Origin of the sequence: Paraburkholderia tropica (genome assembly GCF_914484835.1) — a bacterium.
In the GTDB taxonomy this organism is placed as follows: Bacteria; Pseudomonadota; Gammaproteobacteria; order Burkholderiales; family Burkholderiaceae; genus Paraburkholderia; species Paraburkholderia tropica_A.
Genome location: NZ_CAJZAR010000037.1, coordinates 281,649 through 304,905, shown reverse-complemented (window position 1 = coordinate 304,905; position 23,257 = coordinate 281,649). Strand labels below are relative to the sequence as shown.

General features: G+C 67.0%; 13 protein-coding genes. 9 read left to right on the top strand and 4 right to left on the bottom strand.

Annotation, left to right across the window (positions count from 1 at the left end; all coding sequences use genetic code 11):
* The first annotated feature begins 264 nt into the window (after positions 1–264).
* Positions 265–1,884, top strand: coding sequence for a S53 family peptidase (locus LDO54_RS09545; protein WP_224009543.1), 1,620 nt, complete (start codon positions 265–267; stop codon positions 1,882–1,884).
* A gap of 237 nt (positions 1,885–2,121) precedes the next feature.
* On the top strand, positions 2,122–3,783 hold the full coding sequence (locus LDO54_RS09540) for a S10 family peptidase (protein ID WP_224009542.1): 1,662 nt from the start codon (positions 2,122–2,124) through the stop codon (positions 3,781–3,783).
* A 60-nt stretch (positions 3,784–3,843) separates the two neighbouring features.
* On the opposite strand, the gene LDO54_RS09535 is transcribed toward LDO54_RS09540, so the two are convergent.
* On the bottom strand, positions 3,844–4,368 hold the full coding sequence (locus tag LDO54_RS09535) for a nucleoside 2-deoxyribosyltransferase (protein WP_224009540.1): 525 nt from the start codon (positions 4,366–4,368) through the stop codon (positions 3,844–3,846).
* 76 nt (positions 4,369–4,444) lie between these two features.
* On the bottom strand, positions 4,445–4,828 hold the full coding sequence (locus LDO54_RS09530; RefSeq protein WP_224009538.1) for a Rap1a/Tai family immunity protein: 384 nt from the start codon (positions 4,826–4,828) through the stop codon (positions 4,445–4,447).
* 393 nt (positions 4,829–5,221) lie between these two features.
* On the opposite strand from LDO54_RS09530, the gene LDO54_RS09525 reads away from it, so the two are divergent.
* The 6 genes from LDO54_RS09525 to recD all read left to right on the top strand — a co-directional run bounded on the left by LDO54_RS09525 (position 5,222) and on the right by recD (position 19,147).
* Positions 5,222–6,160 (top strand): transporter substrate-binding domain-containing protein, encoded by a 939-nt coding sequence (locus LDO54_RS09525; protein ID WP_224009537.1) that lies wholly within the window; start codon positions 5,222–5,224, stop codon positions 6,158–6,160.
* A gap of 295 nt (positions 6,161–6,455) precedes the next feature.
* Positions 6,456–7,697, top strand: coding sequence for an NAD(P)/FAD-dependent oxidoreductase (locus tag LDO54_RS09520; protein ID WP_224009535.1), 1,242 nt, complete (start codon positions 6,456–6,458; stop codon positions 7,695–7,697).
* A 104-nt stretch (positions 7,698–7,801) separates the two neighbouring features.
* A complete protein-coding gene (locus tag LDO54_RS09515; protein WP_224009533.1) occupies positions 7,802–9,094 on the top strand; it encodes an autotransporter strand-loop-strand O-heptosyltransferase in 1,293 nt (430 codons plus the stop codon).
* 233 nt (positions 9,095–9,327) lie between these two features.
* The gene (gene recC, locus LDO54_RS09510) at positions 9,328–12,945 is read left to right on the top strand and encodes an exodeoxyribonuclease V subunit gamma (protein ID WP_224009531.1); all 3,618 of its coding nucleotides are present in this window, start codon (positions 9,328–9,330) and stop codon (positions 12,943–12,945) included.
* The gene (gene recB, locus LDO54_RS09505; protein WP_224009529.1) at positions 12,942–16,850 is read left to right on the top strand and encodes an exodeoxyribonuclease V subunit beta; all 3,909 of its coding nucleotides are present in this window, start codon (positions 12,942–12,944) and stop codon (positions 16,848–16,850) included. The genes recC and recB overlap by 4 nt, the downstream gene beginning before the upstream one ends.
* Positions 16,847–19,147 carry an exodeoxyribonuclease V subunit alpha gene (recD, locus tag LDO54_RS09500; RefSeq protein ID WP_224009527.1) on the top strand — a complete coding sequence of 767 codons (2,301 nt, stop codon included), beginning with the start codon at positions 16,847–16,849 and terminating at the stop codon, positions 19,145–19,147. The genes recB and recD overlap by 4 nt, the downstream gene beginning before the upstream one ends.
* Positions 19,148–19,345: 198 nt before the next feature.
* Here the strand turns inward: recD and LDO54_RS09495 are convergent, their stop codons facing one another.
* On the bottom strand, positions 19,346–19,771 hold the full coding sequence (locus LDO54_RS09495) for an organic hydroperoxide resistance protein (RefSeq protein ID WP_224009525.1): 426 nt from the start codon (positions 19,769–19,771) through the stop codon (positions 19,346–19,348).
* A 301-nt stretch (positions 19,772–20,072) separates the two neighbouring features.
* Positions 20,073–20,639, bottom strand: a complete 567-nt coding sequence (locus tag LDO54_RS09490) for a TetR/AcrR family transcriptional regulator (protein WP_224009523.1) — start codon at positions 20,637–20,639, stop codon at positions 20,073–20,075.
* 206 nt (positions 20,640–20,845) lie between these two features.
* Here LDO54_RS09490 and LDO54_RS09485 point away from each other — a divergent pair, with 206 nt between their 5' ends.
* Positions 20,846–23,227: a TonB-dependent receptor gene (locus LDO54_RS09485; protein WP_224009521.1), complete on the top strand. Its 2,382-nt coding sequence runs from the start codon at positions 20,846–20,848 to the stop codon at positions 23,225–23,227.
* Positions 23,228–23,257: the final 30 nt, after the last annotated feature.

Below are 23,257 nucleotides of genomic sequence, written 5' to 3'. Positions count from 1 at the left end.
CGGTTTTGACTGTGCGTTTTGCATCGCTGAACACGCGATTAACACGCGATTAACACGCGATGAACGCAAGACTGATGCGCGATGAATGACGCCGCGCGGTGCTGCGTCGCCGTGCGGAACCCGATCACCGGGCCGCCGGTCTTTTCCATTTGAGAGAGACGCACGGCCGGGATTCACGACCCAGATTCACGACCCAGATTCACGACCCAGATTCACGACCCAGATTCACGACCCGGATTCACGACGAAAACAGGAGAGCCGTTCATGACCCGTCATCCCGTGGCAGGCAGCGATCATCCGGCGCCGACCGGCGCGCAGTGCGTCGGCGCCTGCGATCCCGCGGAGCATTTCGACATCGTCCTCATCCTGCGGCGTCAGGCGCAGGCCGCGTTCAACGAACTCGTCGACAAGATCGCCTCGGGCGCGGCGGGCGCGCAGCCCGTTTCGCGCGCGGACTACGAGAAGCGCTTCGGCGCGGCACAGGCCGATATCCAGCGCGTCGAGACCTTCGCGAAGGCGCACGGCCTCAGTGTCGTGAGCGCCGATTCCGGCGCGCGGCGCGTGGTGCTCTCGGGCACCGTGCAGCAGTACAACGCGGCATTCGGCGTCGATCTTCAGCGCTTCGAGCATCAGGTCGGCACGCTCAAGCAGCACTTTCGCCAGCCCAACGGCCCGGTCCATCTGCCCGACGACATGCACGAGATCGTCACCGCCGTGGTCGGCCTCGACAATCGCGCGAAGGTGCGGCCGCACTTTCGCATCGAATCGACCCAGAGCACGTCCGGCGACAGTCCGATCCACGCGCCCATCCGTCCCGCGCGCGTGGTGAATCGTTCGTTCACGCCGCTCGAACTCGCGACGCTCTACGACTTCCCGCCCGGCGACGGCAAGGGCCAGTGCATCGCGCTGATCGAGATGGGCGGCGGTTATGCGGCGTCCGACCTCAAGGCCTATTTCAGCGCGCTCGGCGTGGCCATGCCGAAGGTCGAAGCGGTGTCCGTCGATCAGGCGAAGAACGCGCCCACCGGCGACCCCAACGGCCCCGACGGCGAAGTGACGCTCGACGTCGAAATCGCGGGCGCGCTCGCGCCGGCCGCGCTGATCGCGGTCTACTTCGCGCCCAACAGCGAAGCCGGTTTCGTCGATGCGGTGAGCGCCGCGCTGCACGACAGCCAGCGCAAGCCCTCGGTCATTTCGATCAGCTGGGGCGCGCCCGAATCGGCGTGGTCGCAGCAGACGCTCGGCGCGCTCAACGACGCGCTGCAAACGGCCGTCGCGCTCGGCGTGACGGTGTGCGCGGCGTCGGGTGACAGCGGCTCGTCCGACGGCCTGAGCGATGGCGCCGATCACGTCGACTTCCCGGCGTCGAGCCCCTACGCGCTCGGCTGCGGCGGCACGCACGTGACGGCCGCGAACGCGCAGATCACGCGCGAAACCGTCTGGGGCAACGCCGCCGCGCAGGGCGACGGCGCGACGGGCGGCGGCGTCAGCGCCACCTTCGCGCTGCCCGCGTGGCAGAAGGGCTTGCGGCTCGTGCGCAGCAGCGGCGGGGCGGGCGCGCTGGTGCGGCGCGGCGTGCCCGACGTGGCCGCCGACGCCGATCCGGCCAGCGGCTATGCGGTGCACATCGGCGGCGCGGACACCGTGGTGGGCGGCACCAGCGCGGTCGCGCCGCTGTGGGCCGCGCTGATCGCGCGCATCAACGCGGCGAACGGCAAGGCGGCGGGCTTCGTCAACGCGAAGCTCTACGCGCAGCCGGGCGCGTTCAACGACATCACGAGCGGCAGCAACGGCGACTACACCGCCGGGCCGGGCTGGGACGCCTGCACGGGGCTCGGCACGCCGGTGGGCAGCAAAGTGGCAGCGGCGCTCGGCTCGGCGTAGCATCGAGTGCCGGCGCGCCTGCATCGACTCACATCGGCTCATCGACTCGTTTCACCCGGCTCGATGCCGGCGCGCACAAAAGTTTTCCTGGTTTCCGAAGCGAAACCGCGTGTCATCCGCGCCGTGGGTTGTGACCCGGCGCGCAGGGCGCGCGGTGCGTCACGTTGCAGCCCGCCGACGCCTGCCGCCAGGCGCGGCGCTGAACGCCCCCCGGCGTACCACGAGCAAGGAGACGACATGAACGAAGAGGCTCAGTCCAGCAACGGCGGCCAGGCCGGTCCGTCGAGCGGCAACGGCAAGCACCGCAGCCCCGCCGACCAGCCGTGCTTCGATCCCACCGCCTACGGCAACGGTCCCGACGACTTCGTCACCGACATGACCGAGAACGCCGCGATCACGCATCACGCGATCCAGATCGGCAAGGAGGTGATCGCCTACACCGCGACGGCGGGCCACCTCGTCACCGTCGATCCGAGCAGTTCGCAGCCCAACGCGAAGATTTTCTACGTGGCGTTCACGAAGGACGGCGTGCAGGCGCAGGACCGGCCGGTCACGTTCTTCTATAACGGCGGGCCGGGTTCGTCGTCGGTGTTCGTGCTGCTCGGCTCGTTCGCGCCGCGGCGCATCAAGACGTCGATGCCGGGCTTCACGCCGCCCGCGCCCTATGCGCTCGAAGACAACCCCGACAGCCTGCTCGACAAGAGCGATCTCATCTTCGTCAATCCGGTGGGCACGGGCTATTCGGCGGCCATCGCGCCGCATCACAACCGCGACTTCTGGGGCGTCGATCAGGACGCGGACTCGCTCAAGCAGTTCATCAAGCGCTATCTGAGCGCGAACGATCGCTGGAATTCGCCGAAGTTTCTGTTCGGCGAGTCGTATGGCACCGCGCGCAGCTGCGTGCTCGCGTACCGGCTGCACGAGGACGGCGTGGACCTGAACGGCATCACGCTGCAATCGTCGATACTCGATTACACGCAGAGCGGCAATCCGATCGGCGCGTTGCCGACCGTGGCCGCCGATGCGTGGTTTCATCAGCGTCTCGGCGTGAAACCCGCGCCCAAGGATCTACAGAGTTTCGTCGCGCAGGTCGCGCAATTCGCGCGCACCGATTACCGCGAGGCGCTCGCGAAATTTCCCGATCCGAAAGACCCGTCGATTCCGGCGACGCTGAAGAAACTCTCGCAATACACGGGCATCGACACGCAAACGCTGCAGTCGTGGAATCTCGACATCGCTGCTTACGACAGCCGCGGCAATTCGCTGTTTCTGACTACGCTGCTCAAGGACAAGGGCGTGGCGCTCGGTTCCTACGACGGACGCGTGACGGCCATCGACACGGGCATCGCGGGCAACGTCGATCCGAACGCGGGCGGCAACGATCCGACCATGACGGCGGTGAGCGGCGTCTATACGGCGATGTGGAACAGCTATCTGAACGAGACGCTCAAGTTCCGCACCAACTCGTCGTTCACGGACCTCAACGACCAGGCGTTCAAGAACTGGGACTTCGGCCATATCGATCCGACCGGCGCGCAGAAGGGCGTCGATGCGCAGGGCAATATCGTGCTCTACACGGCGGGCGATCTGGCCGCGGTGATGGCCTTGAATCCCGATTTACGCGTGCTGTCGGCGAACGGTTATTACGACTTCGTCACGCCGTTCTATCAGACCGTGATCGACTTGCAGAAGATGCCGCTCGTCGATCAGAAAGTGCGCGACAACCTCAGCGCGCGCTTCTATCCGTCGGGGCATATGGTGTATCTCGACGGCGCGTCGCGCACGGCGCTCAAGGCCGATCTCGCGAAGCTCTACGATAGCGCGGTGGCCAACCGTCCGGCCGTGGCGCGCATTCGCGCGTTGCAGCGCATGAGCACGATGAGCGCGCTGCATCACTGAGCGCGTGGTGCGTGGTGCGTGGTGCGTGGTGTGTAGTGCGCAAGGGCGCGCGAGGCTGGGTTAAAGCGTGCGCCCTTGCGACAGCGCCGTGAGACACGCGCGCGCGTCGCCCTGCACGATGCGCGCGGCGCAGGCGATCATCAGGTTCTTCGAGAGACCGAAATCTTCCACGAGAAAGCCGCGTTCGCAGACGCGTCCGCGCGGACCGGCGTGCGAGGGCACGCGTTCGGCGAGCGTGCCCGCGTCGGTCGTATAGGCCCAGATTTCCTTGCCGAGCGCGGCGGCGAAGCCGATCTCGAACGCGGTGCCCGAATCGGGCTCGCCGGGGCCGCGAAAGTCGTCGACGTTGGCCATGACGATGTCGGCGGTGCGGATCGACTCGATGTTCGCGCGGTAGATCCAGGCGGCCTGGCGCGGGCCGTCGAGATCGGCGGGCGCCTGGGCGTCGAGCGGATAGACGCCCTCGAAGCCGAACTCCGCGCACGCGGCGACGAGCCGCGCGCCGTGTTCGAGCGCATCGGGACGAAAGACGTCGAAGCCCGCGAGATAAACGCGCGGGCGGCGGGGCGAGGCGGCGAGTGTCATGGCGTCGGAGTCTCCGGTGGGACGGGCGGGCGGGGCGTTTGCCGATTCTAGTCCCGTTGCCCGCGTGCGCGCAGCTTCAGCGCTTCGCCTGGCAGGGGTACGCGGCGATCAGCGCCTTGTAGACGACCGCGCCCGTGGGTTCGAGCATATTTTCCAGATGGCCCTTCATATACGCGAGCACCGCGCCGAGCTGCTGCGGACGCGTGGCGTTCGGCGGCAGGCAATAGCGCGGCTGCTGGCGGTCGAGGAGCGCCTGGACGAGCGCGCCGTTCGCGTAGCCGGCCATGTACAGCAGGCAGGCGTCGCGGTTTTCGGGCTGCTGGCAGGCGGCGTAGAACACGTCGGCCTGATCGATGGAGGGCGCGGGCCTGGCGGCGGGCGCGGGGGCGGTTTGTGCCGCTGCGCTGCCGGCGGCGAACGCGGCGGCGAGCGCCAGCGCGGGGAGGATTGCCTTGGTCATGATGCTTTCCGTGGGATGGGAGTGCGGAACGAATGCGGCGCGAGCGTGGCGCGTCCGTCATGCGGACTTCGGTGCGGATTTCGATGCGGACAGCCGGACGGACTTCGATGCGAACGGCAGCGTGAATTCCGGTGCGGATTGCGTCGCGGATTGCGCCGCAGCTTGCACTGCGGTTTGTGCTGCGACCCGCGTGGCGATCCGCGTTGCAATCCGCGTCGTGACCCGCGTGGCGGCCCGCGCGAGCCGGGCGCAAGGATAGCCGCGCCGCGTTATCTCAGGCTTGCCGTCCGTCAAAGGGAAGCGGTGGGCATGGCATGATGCAGGGCGGCATCGGATTTCGGGATGCCCGCGCGGTGCACCGCCGCTTGCCCATCAACAAGGAGAGAGACCGTCATGAGCCGCTTGAGCCGACCGAGGCGCCTGCCGCGAGGCGCGCACGCCGCCTGCGCCGCGCTCGTCGTGATCGCCGCCGCCGTGGCGTGGCCGGGACCGGCGCGCGCGCAGGTCGCGCAGCCCACGCTCGACAAGATCCGCGACGCCAACGCGATCGCGATCGGCTATAGCGAGACCTCGGTGCCGTTTTCGTCGGTCGACGCGAACGGCAAGGTCGTCGGCTTTTCGCAGGACATCTGCGACCGCGTGATCGCGGCCGTGAAGGCGCGCACGCAGCGTCCGGGACTGGGCGTGCGCTTTATCGCCGTCACCTCGCAGAATCTGATGCCGCTGGTGCAGAACGGCAGCGTCGATCTGGTCTGCGGCGTCACCACCAACACCCACGCGCGCCAGCGTCAGGTGCAGTTCTCCAGCACCTTCTTCATCGCCGATACGCGGCTGCTCACGCGCCGCAATTCGGGCATCCACGATTTCCCGGATCTCGCGGGCAAGACCGTGGTGACGAATCAGGGCACGACGTCCGAGCGCATGCTGCGGCGCATGAATCTCGATCGCCACATGAACATGCAGGTGCTCAGCGCGCGCGATTACGGCGAGGGCCGCCGCATGCTCGAATCGGGCCGCGCCGTCGCCTACATGATGGACGACGTGCTGCTCGCGGGCACGCGCGCCCACATGGCGAAGCCGGCGGACTGGGTGATCGTCGGCACGCCGCAGTCGTCGGAGGCCTACGCGTTCGTGATGCGCAACGGCGACCCCGCGTTCCGCCAGGTCGTCGACGACGCGATGAGCGCCCTCATGACGAGCGGCGAAATGAGCAAGCTCTACGCGAAATGGTTCGAGCAGCCGGTGCCCGGCAGCGGCGCGGACTTGCGCTTTCCGATGAGCGACGCGCTGCGCAAGCTCTACGCCGCGCCGAACGACCACGCGCTCGATTGAGGTCGATTGAGGTCGATCGGGCGTTCGATGGCGTGGCCGCTCGATCGCTCGAATAAGCGCCTGAACCCGAAGATCCCGAGGCGGACTTTTACCGGCCACGCGCCGCGATCGTGAGATGATCTCGGTCCCGGCCAGCGGCGCGAACGCGCGTTGCCGATCGGAAACAGGGCGCGAGACGCGTGTTTCCGATGCGAAAATGGCGGGTTCGAAGCGCGCCTGAACGAAACAGGCGACGCCGATACGAAACACGAACAAGGCGCGCGGGCCGCGCGCACGCACACCTGAGGGAGCGGACATGCAGGAACAGGGCAGCACGGTGGTGATCGTCGGAGCAGGGCACGCGGGTGGCAACGCCGCGGCGCTGCTGCGTCAATACGGTTTCGAAGGACGCATCGTGCTGGTGGGCGAGGAGCCCGTGCCGCCGTATCATCGTCCGCCGCTCAGCAAGGCGTATCTGAAGGGCGAGGCCGATGTCGAGCGCCTCTGGCTCAAGCCGCGCCAGTTCTACGAGGATCAGCGCATCGAGCTGAAGCTCGGCGTGAGCGCGCAATCGCTCGACCGCGCGGGCCACACGCTCACGCTCAGCGACGGCAGCAGCCTGCACTACGACAAGCTGATTCTCGCCGCCGGCTCGCTGCCGCGCGCGCTGACGGTGCCGGGCCACGACCTCGCGGGCGTGGTCGCGCTGCGCTCGCTCGCCGACGCCGACGTGCTGCGCGAACGCGTGCAGCCCGGCGAAAAACTGGTCGTGATCGGCGCGGGCTATATCGGCCTCGAAGCGGCGGCCGCCGCGCGCCAGCTCGGCCACGCCGTGACCGTGCTCGAAGCCGCGCCGCGCGTGCTCGGCCGCGTGACGGGCGAAACGGTGTCCACGTTCTACGCCGACCTGCATCGCGCGCAGGGCGTCGATTTGCGCCTGAACGCGAAGATCGAGGCGCTGGTGGGCGAAAACGGCAAGCTCACGGGCGTGCAGCTCGCGGGCGGCGAAGTCGTGCCGGCCACGCTGGCGCTGATCGGCATCGGCATCGTGCCGAATGTGGGGCTGGCCGAGACGGCGGGCATCGTCTGCGAAAACGGCATTCGCGTCGACGACGACGCGCGCACGTCCGACGCCGACGTGTTCGCGATCGGCGACTGCGCGAGCCGTCCGCTCTCGCACTACAGCCGCACCGGCCGTCTCGAAAGCGTGCATAACGCGGTCGAGCAGGCGAAGCTCGCGGCGGCGGCCATCGTCGGCAAGCCGCGTCCGGCCTGCGATGCGCCGTGGTTCTGGTCCGACCAGTACGAACTCAAGCTGCAGACCGTGGGCCTGCTCGAAGGCTATGACGAGACCGTGCTGCGCGGCGATCCGGCGGCGCGCCGCTTCGCCGTCTACTACCTGAAGAACGGCGCGCTGCTGGCGGTCGACGCGGTCAGCTCGATGCCCGATTTCCTCTGCGGCAAGAAGCTGGTGGGCTCGGGCAAGACGCTGGATGTCGCGGCGCTGCGCGATCCGGCCACCGATATCGGCAAGTTCGCGGCGGCCACGCTGGCCTGAGCGCGCGGGGGGCAAAACACGCGATCTGTTGATCTGCGTGGGCGTAGGGGGAAGGCGGCGCGTACTATGATCCGGCGCGCACGCCGACGGAGCCCCCCCACATCATGAATACGCCGCCCCCGCTGCCTTCCCGCACGCAAAACGTTTCCGAAGATCAACAAGTTTCCGATAAGCAGCGCGGCCGCGCGGCCGCCGCTTTCGCGCGCGTCGACGCGCCCGCGCTGAGCGGCCCGGAAGGCATCCGCTACGACTTCAACTATGGCTGCCGCGTGCAGGTGCCGCGCGCCGGCTGGCGCGTGCGCCTGCACGATCTCGATACTGGCAATCTCGTGTTCGACGCCGAAGCCGGGGCGGGCGAGATCGTCGCGAGCCGCCGCAAGTATTTCGTGCGGTTTCTGCTGGAGGTGTTCGACGGCGCGCGGCGCGTGTTCGAGCATCGATACGATGCGGCCGGCCAGCACGTGCGGATGGTGATCGGCTCGGGCGCGCTCGGCGACGCCATCGCCTGGGTGCCCGCCATCGAGGCTTTCCGGCAGCGCCATGGCTGCACGGTGAGCGTGGTGATGCGGCCGTATCTGCATGCGCTGTTCGAGGCGGGCTATCCGGCGCTGCGTTTCGTATCGGAAACGACGGCGCAACACGCAGCGGATAGCGGCGAAACGGGCCGAGGCACCGATGCCACCGATGCCCCCTATGCGACCTATCGCGTGGGCTGCTATTCGCCTTACGCCGACCGCGACCATCAGCCCACCGATCCGCGCGTGAGCAGCCTGCAGGACTTCGCCTCGCACATGCTGGGCGTGGACGCGATCGAGCGGCGTCCGCATGTCGTCGTCGCGCAGCCTGCGCGCACGATCGCCGAACCCTATATCTGCATTGCCGCGCAGGCCTCCACGCAGTGCAAATACTGGAACCATCCCGACGGCTGGCGCACGCTCGTCGCGCATCTGAACACGCGCGGCTATCGCGTGCTCTGCATCGACCGCGATCGCGAATATGGCTTGCCCGGCGCGCTCAACACGATGCCCGAAGGCGCGGAGGACTACACCGGCGAGCGGCCCTTGCAGGAGCGGGCGAGCCTGCTCGCGCACGCGGCGGGCTTCGTCGGCCTGGGCAGCGGGCTGTCGTGGCTCGCGTGGGCGGTGGGCGCGCCCGTCACGATGATCAGCGGCTTCTCGCATCCGCACACCGAGTTCCGCACGCCCTGGCGCGTGATTAACTTCCACGCCTGCAATAGCTGCGCGAACGACACGCGCGTCGAATTCGACGGCGATTTCGGCTGGTGCCCGCGCCACGCGCACGACGCCATGCGTTATCAGTGCACGACGGCGATCACGGCGGCCCACGTGATCCGGGTCGTCGACGCGATGCTGGATTCGCAGGCACACGCGGCCTGAGACGCGCTGGGACGGCCTGAAAACCTGGCCTCGTCCGGGCCGCCAATGTCGTAAACTGTCGCATCGGGCGACGGGTTTCCTTTGCGAAACTTCTGGGCAGCATGGGAAACCGTGCGCCGCGCCCGAGTTTCCTATCGGCAACATTTGCGACATCTACGACCAGGCGACATGGCCGCATTCCACCCGCTCGATCTTCTTTCCCGTCCCGCTCGCGTGATGCCGGGGAGCCGCGTTTGAACGCGCGCGCCTTGCCGCCCGGCCTGATGCTCGTTCACGGCAACGAGCCCGAACGGCTGCGCGATCTGATCGTGCAGTGGATCGGCCAGCATCCCATTGCGCCGCTCGAAAAAGAAATGCTGCTGGTGCAGAGTAACGGCATCGCGCAGTGGCTCAAGCTTGCCTTCGCGGCCAATCCCGAGGACGGCGGCTGCGGGATCGCGGCGGCGCTGGAAATGTCGCTGCCTTCGCGTTTTCTCTGGCAGGTCTATCGCGCGGTGCTGGGCGAGGAGGCGGTGCCGGCCGTCTCGCCGTTCGACAAGTCGCGTCTCGTCTGGCGCCTGATGCGCATGCTGCCCGCGCTGCTCGACGAGCCGGGTTACGAGCCGCTCAAGCGCTTCATGGCCAACGACGAGGAACAGCGCAAGTGCTTCCAGCTCGCGCAGCGCGTGGCCGACCTGTTCGACCAGTACCAGGTGTATCGCGCCGACTGGCTGGCGGCGTGGGCAGATCACGACGACGTGGTGATCGATGCGCGCAACAATCGCGTGCCGCTCGCCGACGACGCGCGCTGGCAAGCCGCCCTCTGGCGCGCGCTGCTCGCCGACGTGAGCGAGCGCGCGCCCGCCGGCAGCGCGCTCGCGCAAACCGGCCGCGCCGCCGTGCACGATCTCTTCATGCGCCGCGCGCAAGCGTGGCAGGAAGGCGAGCCGAGGCCGCGCGGCCTGCCGCGCCGTCTCGTGGTGTTCGGCATTTCGAGCCTGCCGCGCCAGTCGCTCGAAGTGCTCGCGGCGCTCGCGCGCTGGAGCCAGGTGCTGCTTTGCGTGCATAACCCGTGTATGCATTACTGGGCCGATATCGTCGCCGATCAGGATCTGCTGCGCGCGCGTCACGCGCGTCAGCGCCGCCGCGCGGGCGCGCCCGCCGTGCTCGACGAATCGCAACTGCATCTGCACGCGCAGCCCTTGCTGGCGGCGTGGGGCAAGCAGGGGCGCGACTTCATCGGCCTGCTCGACGAATACGACAGCGACGAAGCGCGCGAGACCTATACGCCGCATTTCACGCGTATCGGCCAGCGTATCGATCTGTTCGACGGCGCCGACGCGCATACGCTGCTGCAACAGCTACAGGACGACATTCGCGATCTGCGTCCGCTGCCGGAAACGCGCGATCATTGGCCCGCCGTCGATCCGCAGACCGACGAGTCGGTGCGCTTTCACGTCGCGCACAGCGCGCAGCGCGAAGTGGAGATCCTGCACGACCGTCTGCTCGCCGCCTTCGCCGCCGACCCCGCGATGCGTCCGCGCGACGTGATCGTGATGGTGCCCGACATCGAGATCTATACGCCGCATATTCAGGCGGTGTTCGGTCTCGTCGACAGTGACGATCCGCGCTACATCCCGTTCAGCGTCGCGGACCGCGCGCAGCGCGCGTTCGATCCGCTGATCGGCGCACTCGAAATGCTGCTCGCGCTGCCGCACGGACGCGTCACCGTGAGCGACGTGCTCGACCTGCTCGAAGTGCCCGCCGTGCGCGCGCGCTTCGAGATCGACGCCGAGGATGTGCCCACGCTGCGCAACTGGATCGACGGCGCGAATATCCGCTGGGGCCTGCATGCCGAACAGCGCGCGAGCCTCGGGCTGCCGAACGGCGAAAGCGGCGCGCCCAATAGCTGGGCCTTCGGGCTGCGCCGCATGCTGCTCGGTTATGCGGCCGGCGACCGCGCGAGCGCGTGGCGCGGCATCGAACCGTATGCGGAGATCGGCGGGCTCGATGCGGCCTTGCTCGGCCCGCTCACGCGCCTGATCGATGCGCTCGACGACGCCTGGCGCACGCTGCGCGAACCGGCGAGCGTCGATGTCTGGTGCGAGCGTCTGCGCGCGTTGAAAACGACCTTCTTCGCCACCGACGAAGGCGAGGACGCGTACACGCTCGAACGCCTCGACAGCGCGCTCGAAACGTGGCGCGACGCGTGCAGCGAAGCCGAACTCACGGACGCGCTGCCGCTCGCCATCGTCGCCGAAAACTGGCTCGGCCAGCTCGACGGCGGCGGACTCTCGCAGCGCTTTTTCGCGGGCGCGGTGACCTTCGCCACGCTCATGCCGATGCGCGCGATTCCGTTTCGCCACGTGTGCCTGCTCGGCATGAACGACGGCGATTATCCGCGCAGCCGCACGCCGCTCGACTTCGACCTGATGCGGCGCGACTATCGTCCCGGCGACCGTTCGCGCCGCGAGGACGACCGCTATCTGTTTCTCGAAGCGCTGCTGTCCGCGCGCGAGCATCTGCATATCTCGTGGGTCGGCCGTAGCGTGACCGACAACACGCCGCGTCCGCCCTCGGTGCTGGTCGCGCAGTTGCGCGATCACATCAAGTCGGGCTGGCGGCTCGAAACCGAAGACGACGAACCTGGCAAACCCGATGCGCTGATCCACGCGCTCACGATCGAACATCGCTTGCAGCCGTTCAGCGCCGACTACTTTCCCGCCGATCCGCGTCATGCGCCGCTGTACACCTTTGCGCACGAATGGAGCCGTCCCGCGCCGTTTGCGAACGACGTGTCGGGCGCATCGCAAGACGCGGATGCGCCGACGCTGCCCGCGCCCGAGCGCGACGAGCCGCTTTCGCTGCGCGAACTCGCGGAGTTTCTGCGCGATCCGGTGCGCAACTTCTTTCGTCAACGTCTGCGCGTCGCGCTCGAAATGCAGGACGAAGCGAGCGAGAACCACGAGCCGTTCGAAGTCGATGCGTTGCAGGCGTGGCAACTGCAGGGCGAACTGATTCGCGCGCAGGTGGCGGCGATGGAGCGCGGCGAAACCGATCTCGAGCCGGTCGCGCGCGAACGGCTCGAACGCATGCATCGCAGCGGCGATCTCGCGAGCGGCGGCTTCGGCGAAGTGATCGGCGAGGAACTGCTCGCGCCGATGGAAGAACTGTTCATCGAATATCGGAAGGCGCTGGCGCGCTGGCCGCGTCTGCGCACGGATCAATATGAAATTCGTCTGGATGCGCAGCGCGAAGGCCGCACGCTCGACGTGCAGGACTGGCTCGACGATATTCGCGAAGGCGAGGACGGCTTGCTCGGGCGTGTGATTCTCGAACCGGGCACGCTCGTCAAGGACAACAAGTATCGCGGCGAACGGCTCGTCGCGTACTGGGTCGCACACGTCGCCGCGCAGCTTGCGGTGGGCGAAGTGACGACGGTCGTGGTGAGCAAGGTGGGCGTGGCCGAGTTCGCGCCGCTGGCGCGCGAGACCGCGCGTGCGTGGCTGCTCGCACTGCTCGCGGCGTGGGACGAAGGTTCGCGGCGGCCGTTGCCGCTCGCGGTGAAAACGGCCTTCGCGTGGCTGCGCAAATTGCCGGGCGATTACGACGCGGCGTCGGGCGCGGTGCCCGCCGAAGCGTGGGAAGCGGCGCGCACGGCCTTCGAAGGCGCGGCGCGCATGGCGGGCGAGTGCGAGACGAATCCGTATCTGCGCCGCGCGTTCCCCGACTTCGACACGCTGATCGCCGGCGACGAATTCGCGACGCTGGCGTCCACGCTGCTGCTGCCGGTGCAGCGTGCGCCGCTCGCCTCATCGAAGAAGAAAGGCGCTTCCGCGGGTTCCGCGGAGAGCGCGGGAGATGCCGCATGATTCCAGCCGACGACATGATCCCGAACGAACTGAAACCGCTGTCGTTTCCGCTTTACGGCAGCCGCCTGATCGAAGCGAGCGCGGGCACGGGCAAGACCTTCACGATCGCGATGCTGTATGTGCGGCTCGTGCTGGGCCATACGGGCGCGCGCGCAGCGCACGACGAGTCCGACGACGAAGACTTCGACGGACTCGAAGCGCTCGACGAATTCCACGAGCACGAGCACGAACACGAGAACCACGGGATCGCAGCCGACGCACGGCCCGCCATGCGCCCGCTCACGCCGCCGGAAATTCTCGTCGTGACCTTCACCGACGCCGCGACGAAGGAACTGCGCGACCGCATCCGCGCGCGGCTGATCGAAGCGGCCGAGTATTTCCGCGCCGATCCCGACGACGTGCCGTTGCGCGCGGCGGGCGCCGATCTGCTGCATGACTTGCGCGAGGAATATCCGCACGAACAATGGCCCGCCTGCGCGCGGCGCCTGCAACTCGCGGCCGAATGGATGGACGAGGCCGCGGTCTCGACGATTCACGGCTGGTGCAATCGCATGCTCAGCGAACACGCCTTCGACAGCGACAGCCTGTTTTCGCAGACGCTGGAGGCCGATCAGACCGAGTTGCGCGCCGAAGTCGTGCGCGATTACTGGCGCACGTTTCTCGCGCCGCTCGACGCGCAGGATGCCGCGCAGGTGCGCGCGTGGTTCGCGAGTCCCGACGCGTTGCACGGCGCGGTTCGCAGCCTGCTCGGTCACGCCAATCTGCTGCCCGATGCCGACGTGCCCGCCGCCGCCTTGAGCGAAGCCCGCAAGCAGGCGCACGACGCGCTCGAATTGCTGAAGGCGCCGTGGCGCGCGGGCATCGACGAAGCGGAAGGCCTGCTCGCGGCTGCGCGCGAAAAGAAACTGTTCGACGCCAAGAAGCTCAACACGCGCAACTGCGAAACGTGGTTCAGCAAGCTGCGCGAATGGGCGAACGATCCCGACAGCCTGCATCCGGGTTTCAAGGACGATGCCGCCGTGTGGACGCGTCTCACGCCCGCCGGTCTCGCGGAAATCTGGAAGGACGGCCCGCCGCCCGAACACGATTGCTTCGTGGCGATGGAAGCATTGCGCGAGGCGCTGGCCGCGCGGCCCACGGCGAAGCTGCCGATCCTCTGCCATGCCGCGCGCTGGATCGCGCGCCGCTTCGAAGAGGAAGAAACGCGCCGCTCGCAGATGGGCTTCGACGAGCTGCTCACGCGTCTGCTCGACGCGCTCAAAAAGCCCAACGGCGCGCGTCTGGCCGAGATCATCCGCAAGCAGTATCCGGTGGCGCTGATCGACGAGTTCCAGGACACCGATCCGGTCCAGTACCAGATCTTCGACGCGGTCTACGCGATCCAGGCGAACCGGAGCGAGACGGCTATCGTCTTGATTGGCGATCCTAAGCAAGCGATCTATGCGTTTCGCGGCGCGGATATCTATACGTATCTGCGCGCGCGCGAGGCCTGTGCGGGGCGGCTCTATACGCTCAAGAAGAATTTCCGCTCCACGCGCGCGATGGTCGATGCGGTCAATCGCTGCTTCGAGGCGGCGGAACAGCGTCCCGAAGGCAGCGGCGCCTTTCTGTTTCGCGGCGCGCCGGGCGAAGCCAATGCGCTGCCCTTCGTCGCGGCGGATGCGGCGGGACGCCCCGACGCACTGATCGCATCCGGTGCCGCCGTGCCCGCGCTGAACGTGTGGTGGCTGCCCGGTTCGGCGGACGGCAAGCCGTTGAGCAAGACCGCGTACTTCGCGAGCATGGCGGCGAGTTGCGCGACCGAAATGGCGCGGCTGCTGAATCTCGGGCAAGAGGGCGCGGCGGGCTTCAAAGGCGAGCAGGGCATGAAGGCTCTGCAGCCGGCCGACATGGCCGTGCTCGTGAACAATCGCGACGAGGCGCGCGCGATCCGCGAAGCGCTGGCGGCGCGCGGCGTGCGCAGCGTCTATCTGTCCGATCGCGATTCCGTCTATCAAACGCCGCAAGCGGAGGAACTGCGCTACTGGCTCGGCGCGTGCGCGGAGCCCGACGACGGCCGCCTCGTACGCAGCGCGCTCGCAACCGGATCGCTCGGCTTAAGCTGGGACGAACTCGATGCGCTCGGCCGCGACGAGATCGCGTGGGAGGCGCGCGTGCTGCAATTCCGCGGCTATCGCGAAGTGTGGCGCAAGAAGGGCGTGCTGCCGATGCTGCGCCGCCTGCTCAACGATTTTCATGTGCCGCAGCGTCTGCTTGGCGCGAGCGCGGCGGCGGGCCTGAACGGCGAGCGCGCGCTCACGAATCTGCTGCATCTGGCCGAGCTGTTGCAGCAGGCGAGCACGCAGCTCGACGGCGAGCACGCGCTGATCCGCTATCTCGACGAACAACGCGACGACGAGAGCGCGGGCGGAGGCGGCGACGCGCGACAGTTGCGGCTCGAAAGCGATGCGGGCCTCGTGCAGGTAGTGACGATCCACAAGTCGAAAGGCCTCGAATATCCGCTGGTGTTTCTGCCGTTCGCTTGCGCGCATCGCGCGGTGAAGGCCGACGACGTGCCGTTCAAGTGGCACGACGAGGCGGGCAATCTGCGTGTGACGCTCGAAGCGGATCACGCCGTGCTCGCGCAGGCCGACCGCGAACGGCTCGGCGAGGATCTGCGCAAGCTCTACGTGGCGCTCACGCGCGCGCGCTACGCGACGTGGATCGGCTATGCGCCCGTGCAGAACGTGGAGGGCAGCGCGTTCGGCTATCTGATGGGCGGCGGCGCACAGCTGCCCGCCGAGCAAAGCGCGGTACTGCTAAACGATCTGCGTGGCGCGTGCACGGATATCGACGTCATGGAAGCACCCGCGCCGAGCCATGAAGCTTTCGCGTTGCGTGGGCCGGGCGTCGTGCGCGGACGCGCGCGCATGTTCCCGCGCCGTGGCCGCGAACCGTGGTGGATCGCGAGCTATTCGAGCCTGAAGACCGTGGAGGGCACACAGGTCGCGTACGCCGCGCAGATGGCCGAAGAAGATCACATCGCGCCGGACACGCGCAGCGAAGACGTGTTTCGCGAACTGCTCGACGCACGTATTCTCGACGACGCCGATGCGGAAGACGCGCTGCAAACGTCGGCGGAACTCGCGCCCGAGGGCGCGCCGATGCACGGCTTCGAACGTGGCGCCGATGCCGGCAGCTTCCTGCACGAACTGATCGAATGGGTCGCGAACGAAGGCTTCGCCGAAGTCGCGCACGATGCCACGCGGCTGCGCGACATGATCGCGCGACGCTGCAACGTGCGCGGCTGGTCGCAATGGATCGATACGCTCACGTCGTGGATGCTCGGGCTGATCGGCACGCCGCTGCGCTTGCCGTCGATCGACGGCGAAGCGGTGTCGCCCGTCACGCTTGCGAAACTCGATAGCGCCTCGTATATGGCGGAAATGGAATTCTGGGTCGCGGCGCACAGGGTGAACACGCTCGAACTCGACGCGCTGGTGACTGAGTTCACGCTCGACGGCGCGCCGCGTCCGCCGCTCGACGCCACGCGTTTGAACGGCATGCTCAAGGGCTTTATCGATCTGGTGTTCGAGCACGAGGGCCGCTATTACGTCGCCGACTATAAATCGAACTGGCTCGGCGCCGACGATGATGCGTACACCGAATCGAGAATGAGCGCGCAGATTCTGCATTCGCGCTATGAGTTGCAGTACGCGTTGTATCTGTTCGCGCTGCATCGTCTGTTGAAAGCGCGCTTGCCCGATTACGACTACGACCGGCATGTGGGCGGCGCGGTCTACATGTTCCTGCGCGGCGGCCGCTCGCCGAGTCAGGGCTTGCATTGCGAGCGCCCGCCGCGCGAGCTGATCGAAGGACTCGATGCGCTGTTCGCGCATCACGACGCGCTTGAGGATGCAGCATGAGCCCGCGACGTAACACGCGCAGCGATTTGCCGAAAGGCGCCATCGGCACGACCGGCGATCTGTTCGACGCGTTCCTGCCGGAAGAGATCGAGCAGGACGCGCAGCCCGCGCCTGCGAAGCCAGCGTCAGCAGAGCCTGCAGAGCCCGCCGCGCCGCGCGCGAACGCCTGCGAATCCGCCGCGCAGATGCTCGCCACGCTCGACCGCTGGGTGGAGCGCGGCTGGCTGCGCACACTCGATGGCGCGTTCGCGCGCTTTCTGCTCGACGAGACGCCCGATGCGCCGCCGCTGTTGCTGCTGGCCGCCGCGCTCGCGAGTCATCAGCTCGGGCGCGGTCACGTCTGTCTCGACTTGCAGGCCACGCTCGACGATCCCGCCTTCGCGCTGTCGCTGCCGCCCGACGGCCCGCAAACGCCCACGGCCGAGCCGCCGCAGCCGCCCGCCGAGGTGCTGGCGGGCGTGACGCTCGAACGCTGGCGCGCGGCGCTCGACGCGCCCGAACTGGTCGGGCATTGGCACGACGGCACGCAAGACGATACGCAGAACGATGCGCAGAACGATACGCAAAACGATATGCAAAACAGCGCGCCGCTTGTGCTGGCCTGCAATCGTTTCTATCTGCGCCGTTATTGGCAGTATGAACAGGACGTGCGTGCCGGAATCGAAGCGCGGCTCGCGCGGGGGCCGCGTCTCGAAGCGGCGCTGCCCGCCGCGGCGGCGCGCGCCGCGCTCGATGCCTTGTTCGTGTCGCGACCGGCGCAAGCGAAGGGCGCGGACTGGCAGAAGCTCGCCTGCGCGCTCGCGGCGCGCAGCGCTTTCAGCATCATCACGGGCGGTCCCGGCACGGGCAAGACGACCACGGTCGTGAGATTGTTGGCACTCCTGCAAACTCTCGCGCTCGATCGAGAAGGCACGGGCGGGCGGCCGCTGCGCATTCGCCTCGCCGCGCCGACCGGCAAGGCCGCCGCGCGCCTGAACGAATCGATCGCGGGCGCCGTCGAGCGTCTGCCGTTCGACGCGCTCGCGCAACGCGTGGACGCGGCGGCGCTGCGCAGCGCGATTCCCACCGTCGTGACGACGCTGCATCGCGTGCTCGGCACGCGGCCCGGCAGCCGCCGTTTCCGTCACGATGCGGGCAATCCGCTGCCCGTCGATGTGCTCGTGATCGACGAGGCGTCGATGGTCGATCTGGAGATGATGGCGGCGGTGCTCGACGCGCTGCCGTCGAATGCGCGTCTGATCCTGCTCGGCGACAAGGACCAGCTGGCCTCGGTCGAAGCGGGCGCGGTGCTCGGCGAACTCTGCGAGCGCGCGCGCGACGGCCACTATACGGAGGCCACGCGCGCGTGGCTCGAAGCGGCCACCGGCGAGCGCATCGACGATGCGATGCTCGACGCGCACGGCATGCCGCTCGATCAGGCCGTGGCGATGCTGCGCGAAAGCCATCGCTTCGCGTCGGAAAGCGGCATTGGCGCGCTGGCCGATCTCGTCAATGCGGGCGATGCCACGGGCGTGGCGAAGATCTGGACGCGCGGCTACGCGGATCTCGCGCGTCTCGTCTGCCCGGCAGGCGACGATGCGCCGTTGCGCGCGCTGATCACCGACGGCAACGTGAGCGAGGATGGCGCGCCCGCAGGAGAGCGCCGAGGCTATCGGCACTATCTGACGACCATGCGCAAATTGCGGCCCGAGGCGGGCGCGACGCCCGAAGCGTTGGCGAAATGGGCGTCGGCGGTTTTGCAGGCGCATACGCAGTTCCAGTTGCTCTGCGCGTTGCGGCGCGGCGCCTGGGGCGTGGAGGGACTCAACCGGCGCGTCGCACGGCTGCTTCAGGAAGACGGCCTGATCGATCCGCTCGGCGATTGGTACGCGGGGCGGCCCGTGCTTGTCACGCATAACGACTACGAACTCGGGCTGATGAACGGCGATATCGGCATCGCGCTCGATTTGCCGGTGGACGAGGGCGCGCCGCCGGTGTTGCGCGTGGCGTTTCCGTCGGGCGATGGCGTGGGCGGCGTGAAGTGGGTGTCGCCGAGCCGCTTGCAGGGCGTGGAAACCGTGTTCGCGCTGACCGTTCACAAGTCGCAGGGTTCGGAGTTCACGCACGCGGCGCTCGTGCTGCCCGATACGTACAGCCCGATTCTCACGCGCGAACTCGTCTACACGGGCATCACGCGCGCGCGCACGTGGTTCACGCTGGCCGTACCGGAAGGGCGCTCGGTGCTGGAGCGCGCGGTCTGCGCCCGCGTGCAGCGCGCGAGCGGCTTGATGGCGGCGTTGTTCGACGCCGCGGGCTGAAGGTTCGACCGCTTAACTGCTTGAGCGCTCGCGTTTCCCATCGGAAAACGAGAAAACCTTCGGGTAACACACGAAACAAACGGGCCGCGCCGGATCATGCAGATGATCCGGCGCGGCCCGTTTATTTCCGATCGGAAATCGGGAAAACAATCAGCAAAACTTTGGTTTCCCGATGCAGCTTCCGATCGTCTCGCGGCCTTAAGCGATCGTCAGCGTGACGTCGATGTTGCCGCGCGTGGCGTTCGAGTACGGGCACACGATATGAGCCTTGTCGACCAGCGCCTGAGCGGCTTCGCGGTCCATGCCCGGCAGCGAGACGCGCAGTTCCACTTCGATGCCGAAGCCGTTCGGGATCTGGCCGATGCCGACGCGGCCCGTGACCGAGACGTCCGCCGGAATGGCGATCTTGTCGCGCGCCGCGACGAACTTCATCGCGCCGATGAAACACGCGCTGTAACCGGCCGCGAACAGCTGCTCGGGGTTCGTGCCGGCGCCGCCTGCGCCGCCCAGTTCGCGCGGCGTCGTGAGCTTGAGGTCGAGGTTGCTCTCGGGCACGACGGCGCGGCCATCACGGCCTCCGGTTGCGGTGGCTTCGGCGGTGTAGAGGACTTTTTCGATCGACATGACTGACTCTCCTGTGTGAGAAACGATAGGTCAAGCAACAAGGTTGATTCGTTAGTCGTCCAGATCGATGGCGATCTTCGCGACAGGTTCTACAGCGACGATAACAATCATTCGTGGCGTACGCGTGATCGTCATCGTTATGCTTCTAATGCTATCTATCACTAGATAGATATGTTGACGCAAGTGTTACTGCAACATTTCTGCATCACTATCTACCAGAAGATAGATATCAGGGTCCAGCAATGGGGCGGCGAGCCGCCCCGGTTCTGCATTCGTGCCTGTGGCCGCGCCGCTTCGCCCGTCAGGCCGCGACTCGCCACATGGCTTCCACGTCTTCCAGACGCGACTTCGTGTGAAACAGCCGGCTCGCGATCACGCTGCCCTGCAGCGCCGCGAACAGCGTGCGCGCCGCGCTCTCGGGCTTGTCCCGAGCGATCAGCGTGCCTTCCTTGACGCCTTGCGCCAGCACTTTGGCCAGCCACGCCTCGTTCGTGCGGAAGAACGCCTGCACCGCTTCGCGCACCGTTTCCGGCAGCGTTTCGATGTCGGCGGCCAGCATGCCGCACAGGCAGATCTGGTTGCCGTCGCCGAGCGTCTTGCCGAAGAAACGCGTGTACAGGCTCAGCTTTTCGTTCGCGGGCAGCACCGGGTCGATCGACTGCAGCGCGCGAACGACTTCTTCGCTGTACTGCTTCACCGCTTCGAGCACCAGGTCGTCCTTCGACGGGAAGTAGTAGTGGATGCTCGACGTTTTCACGCCCACCAGCTCCGACAGGTCGCGATAGCTAAAGCCGTTGTAACCCCGCAGCATCATCAAGGTGATGGCGTGATCCAGAAGCTGTTCGCGTACGGTCGATTGCGTGTCCATGGGTGTTAATTTATCTACTGGAAGATAGATTGTCAAGTTTCCGAAGCGAAATATTTTTTCGTGTCGGAAAACGGCGCCCGGCGGCCTGCCTGCCCGATCGAACCCCGATCTTAACGTTTTCTTGATGCCCGAATTCTTACCATTGCAAATCGCAATCATTCTTATTTGCGATGGCGATGCCAACAGGTCATTGGGGTGAATACAACATGCAGTTGAATCGGGGAACGCGAGGCCGTCCGTCGGGCTTGCTGATCAATCTGTTCGGCGCGACGTTCGGGTGCGTCGCGCTCACGGCGGCGCACGCGCAATCGACGCAAGCCGCAGAGACAGCGCAAACCACACAGGCACCCGCAGCCAGCACCACGCTGCCCGCCGTGAACGTGAGCGGCAAAAGCTCGCCTTATCAGACGAAGTACGTGGAGTCGGATCAGTTCACGGCGCCGCTGCTCGATATCGCGCAGAGCATTGCGATCGTGCCCAAGCGCGTGCTCGACGAGCAGCAGGCGCAAAGTCTCCAGGACATTCTCAAGAACGTGCCGGGCATCACCTTCACGTCGGGCGAGGGCAATCTCGGCTGGGGCGACATGTTCACGATCCGCGGCTTTTCGGGCGAGCAGAGCATCACGATCGACGGTCTGCGCGACGCGGGGCTCGCAAGCCGTTCGGACACCTTCGACGTGGATCGCGTCGAAGTGTTCAAGGGCACCGGCACGATCGAATCGGGCGTGGCCGCGCCGGGCGGCAGCGTCAATCTCGTGACGAAGGAAGCGCATCTCAACGATGCGTATCACCTCGCGACCACGCTCGGGTCCGCGCGTTATCGACGCGTGACCGCCGACCTCAACAAGCAGATCGGCGAGCATTCGGCGCTGCGCCTGAATCTCATGCGCCACACGCAGGATGTCGACGAGCGCGCCAACGTGCACGACGACCGCTGGGGCGTGGCCGGCTCGCTCGCGATGGGGCTCGGCACGCCCACGCGCGTGACGCTCGACTACTTCCATCAGCAGGACAACAACGTGCCCGACACCGGCGTGCCGATCGAGCGCGGCACGGGCGGCCAGCGCATGCCCGGCGTGCCGCGCAACGGCTGGTACGGCGACCCGGATCTCTATAAGGATCACTCGACCACCAACCGCGCGAGCGTGAAGATCGAGCACGATTTCAACGACAATCTGCGCATCTCGAACATGACGCGCTGGGAGCAGACCGATCGCACCACGGTGCTCGCGCCCGCACGTTTCAATTCGACGAGCGGCACGTCGTACGGATACGTGGGCACGGGCTCGCTCGTCACGAGCGCGTCGGGCGTGCTCTCGTATAGCGGCGTGGCGGCGGACCCGAATCTCTCGCCGCTCGCGGTGCTGCGCGGCAATAACTACGGCACCTCGAAGCGCTACGACATTCTCGCCAACGAGACCAACGTTAATACGTCGTTCGATACGGCGGGGCTGCATCACGACGTCGTGATCGGCGCGGAGTTCTATCACGAGCGTTATGGCGATTTGCCACGCAGCGTGCTCGCGCCATCGACGAATCCCGTGATGGATCTCACGAACGCGTATGGCACGAGCATGGGCGGCGTGAACACGATGGAAGGCACGACCGGCGACTACGCGGCGGTGAACGACGCGGGCGTCTATATCCGCGACACCGTGACGATCACGCCGAAGTGGATCGTCGAAGGCGCGGCGCGTTACGACCGCTTCTGGGTCAAGCAGGTGAGCGGCGCGGCCAATGCGCATTCGGTGCTGACGACGAGCGACGGCGCGTTCAGCGGCCGCATCGGCATCACGTACAAGCCGCTGCCGTTCGGCAGCATCTACGCGACTTATGGGCGCGCGGCGCAGCCTTCGGCGGTGGGCGCGACGACCAACAACACGATCTATGGCGCGACCTCGGCGGCCACGGCGAGCCTCAAACCGGCCGTCGCGCAGACGTGGGAACTGGGCACCAAGTGGGATCTGCTCGACCGGCGTCTGTCGATCACGAGCGCGCTGTTTCGCACCGAACTCAGCGATTCGTGGGATTACGGCGATACGACGTCGAGCGTGGTGCGCGAGTTGCCGCCCAAGCGTGTCGATGGCATCGAGCTGGGCGTGTCGGGCAATATCACCGAGAAGTGGTCGGCGTTCGCGGGCTTTGCGGCGATGCGCGGGCGCATCACGAAGGGCATCAACGAAGGCCAGCGTCCGGCCAATGTGCCGAACGCGACCTTCAATCTCTGGACCTCGTATGCGGTCACGCCGAAGTTCTCGGTGAGCTACGGCGTGCAGTACGTGGGCACGCGCCGCTATACCGACAACGAATACGTAGGAGGACAGAGCAATAACAGCAGCACGGTGAGCGGCGCGAACGGCACGCATCCGGCCTATGTGTACGACGCGGAGAAAGCGCCCGCGTTCTGGCTGCATTCGCTCGCGGCGCGCTACGAGGTCAACAAGAATCTCTCGCTGAGCCTCAACGTGCAGAACCTGTTCAACACGTTCTACTACTCGGCGGTGGGCGCGTCGCTCGACGGCTTCCAGCTTTATGGCGTGCCGGGCGCGGGGCGCACGGTGCTGCTGTCGGCGGACGTGCGCTTCTAACCCGTGTTCGTGAGCGGTACGGCGGCGCGT

Bases quoted from the DNA above. Each gene is read 5' to 3' on its own strand.
- LDO54_RS09485 (WP_224009521.1), top strand. From the start codon at position 20,846: ATGCAGTTGAATCGGGGAACGCGAGGCCGTCCGTCGGGCTTGCTGATC.
- LDO54_RS09515 (WP_224009533.1), top strand. From the start codon at position 7,802: ATGAATACGCCGCCCCCGCTGCCTTCCCGCACGCAAAACGTTTCCGAA.
- LDO54_RS09540 (WP_224009542.1), top strand. From the start codon at position 2,122: ATGAACGAAGAGGCTCAGTCCAGCAACGGCGGCCAGGCCGGTCCGTCG.
- LDO54_RS09530 (WP_224009538.1), bottom strand. From the start codon at position 4,828: ATGACCAAGGCAATCCTCCCCGCGCTGGCGCTCGCCGCCGCGTTCGCC.
- LDO54_RS09520 (WP_224009535.1), top strand. From the start codon at position 6,456: ATGCAGGAACAGGGCAGCACGGTGGTGATCGTCGGAGCAGGGCACGCG.
- recB (WP_224009529.1), top strand. From the start codon at position 12,942: ATGATTCCAGCCGACGACATGATCCCGAACGAACTGAAACCGCTGTCG.
- LDO54_RS09495 (WP_224009525.1), bottom strand. From the start codon at position 19,771: ATGTCGATCGAAAAAGTCCTCTACACCGCCGAAGCCACCGCAACCGGA.
- LDO54_RS09545 (WP_224009543.1), top strand. From the start codon at position 265: ATGACCCGTCATCCCGTGGCAGGCAGCGATCATCCGGCGCCGACCGGC.
- recD (WP_224009527.1), top strand. From the start codon at position 16,847: ATGAGCCCGCGACGTAACACGCGCAGCGATTTGCCGAAAGGCGCCATC.
- LDO54_RS09535 (WP_224009540.1), bottom strand. From the start codon at position 4,368: ATGACACTCGCCGCCTCGCCCCGCCGCCCGCGCGTTTATCTCGCGGGC.
- LDO54_RS09525 (WP_224009537.1), top strand. From the start codon at position 5,222: ATGAGCCGCTTGAGCCGACCGAGGCGCCTGCCGCGAGGCGCGCACGCC.
- LDO54_RS09490 (WP_224009523.1), bottom strand. From the start codon at position 20,639: ATGGACACGCAATCGACCGTACGCGAACAGCTTCTGGATCACGCCATC.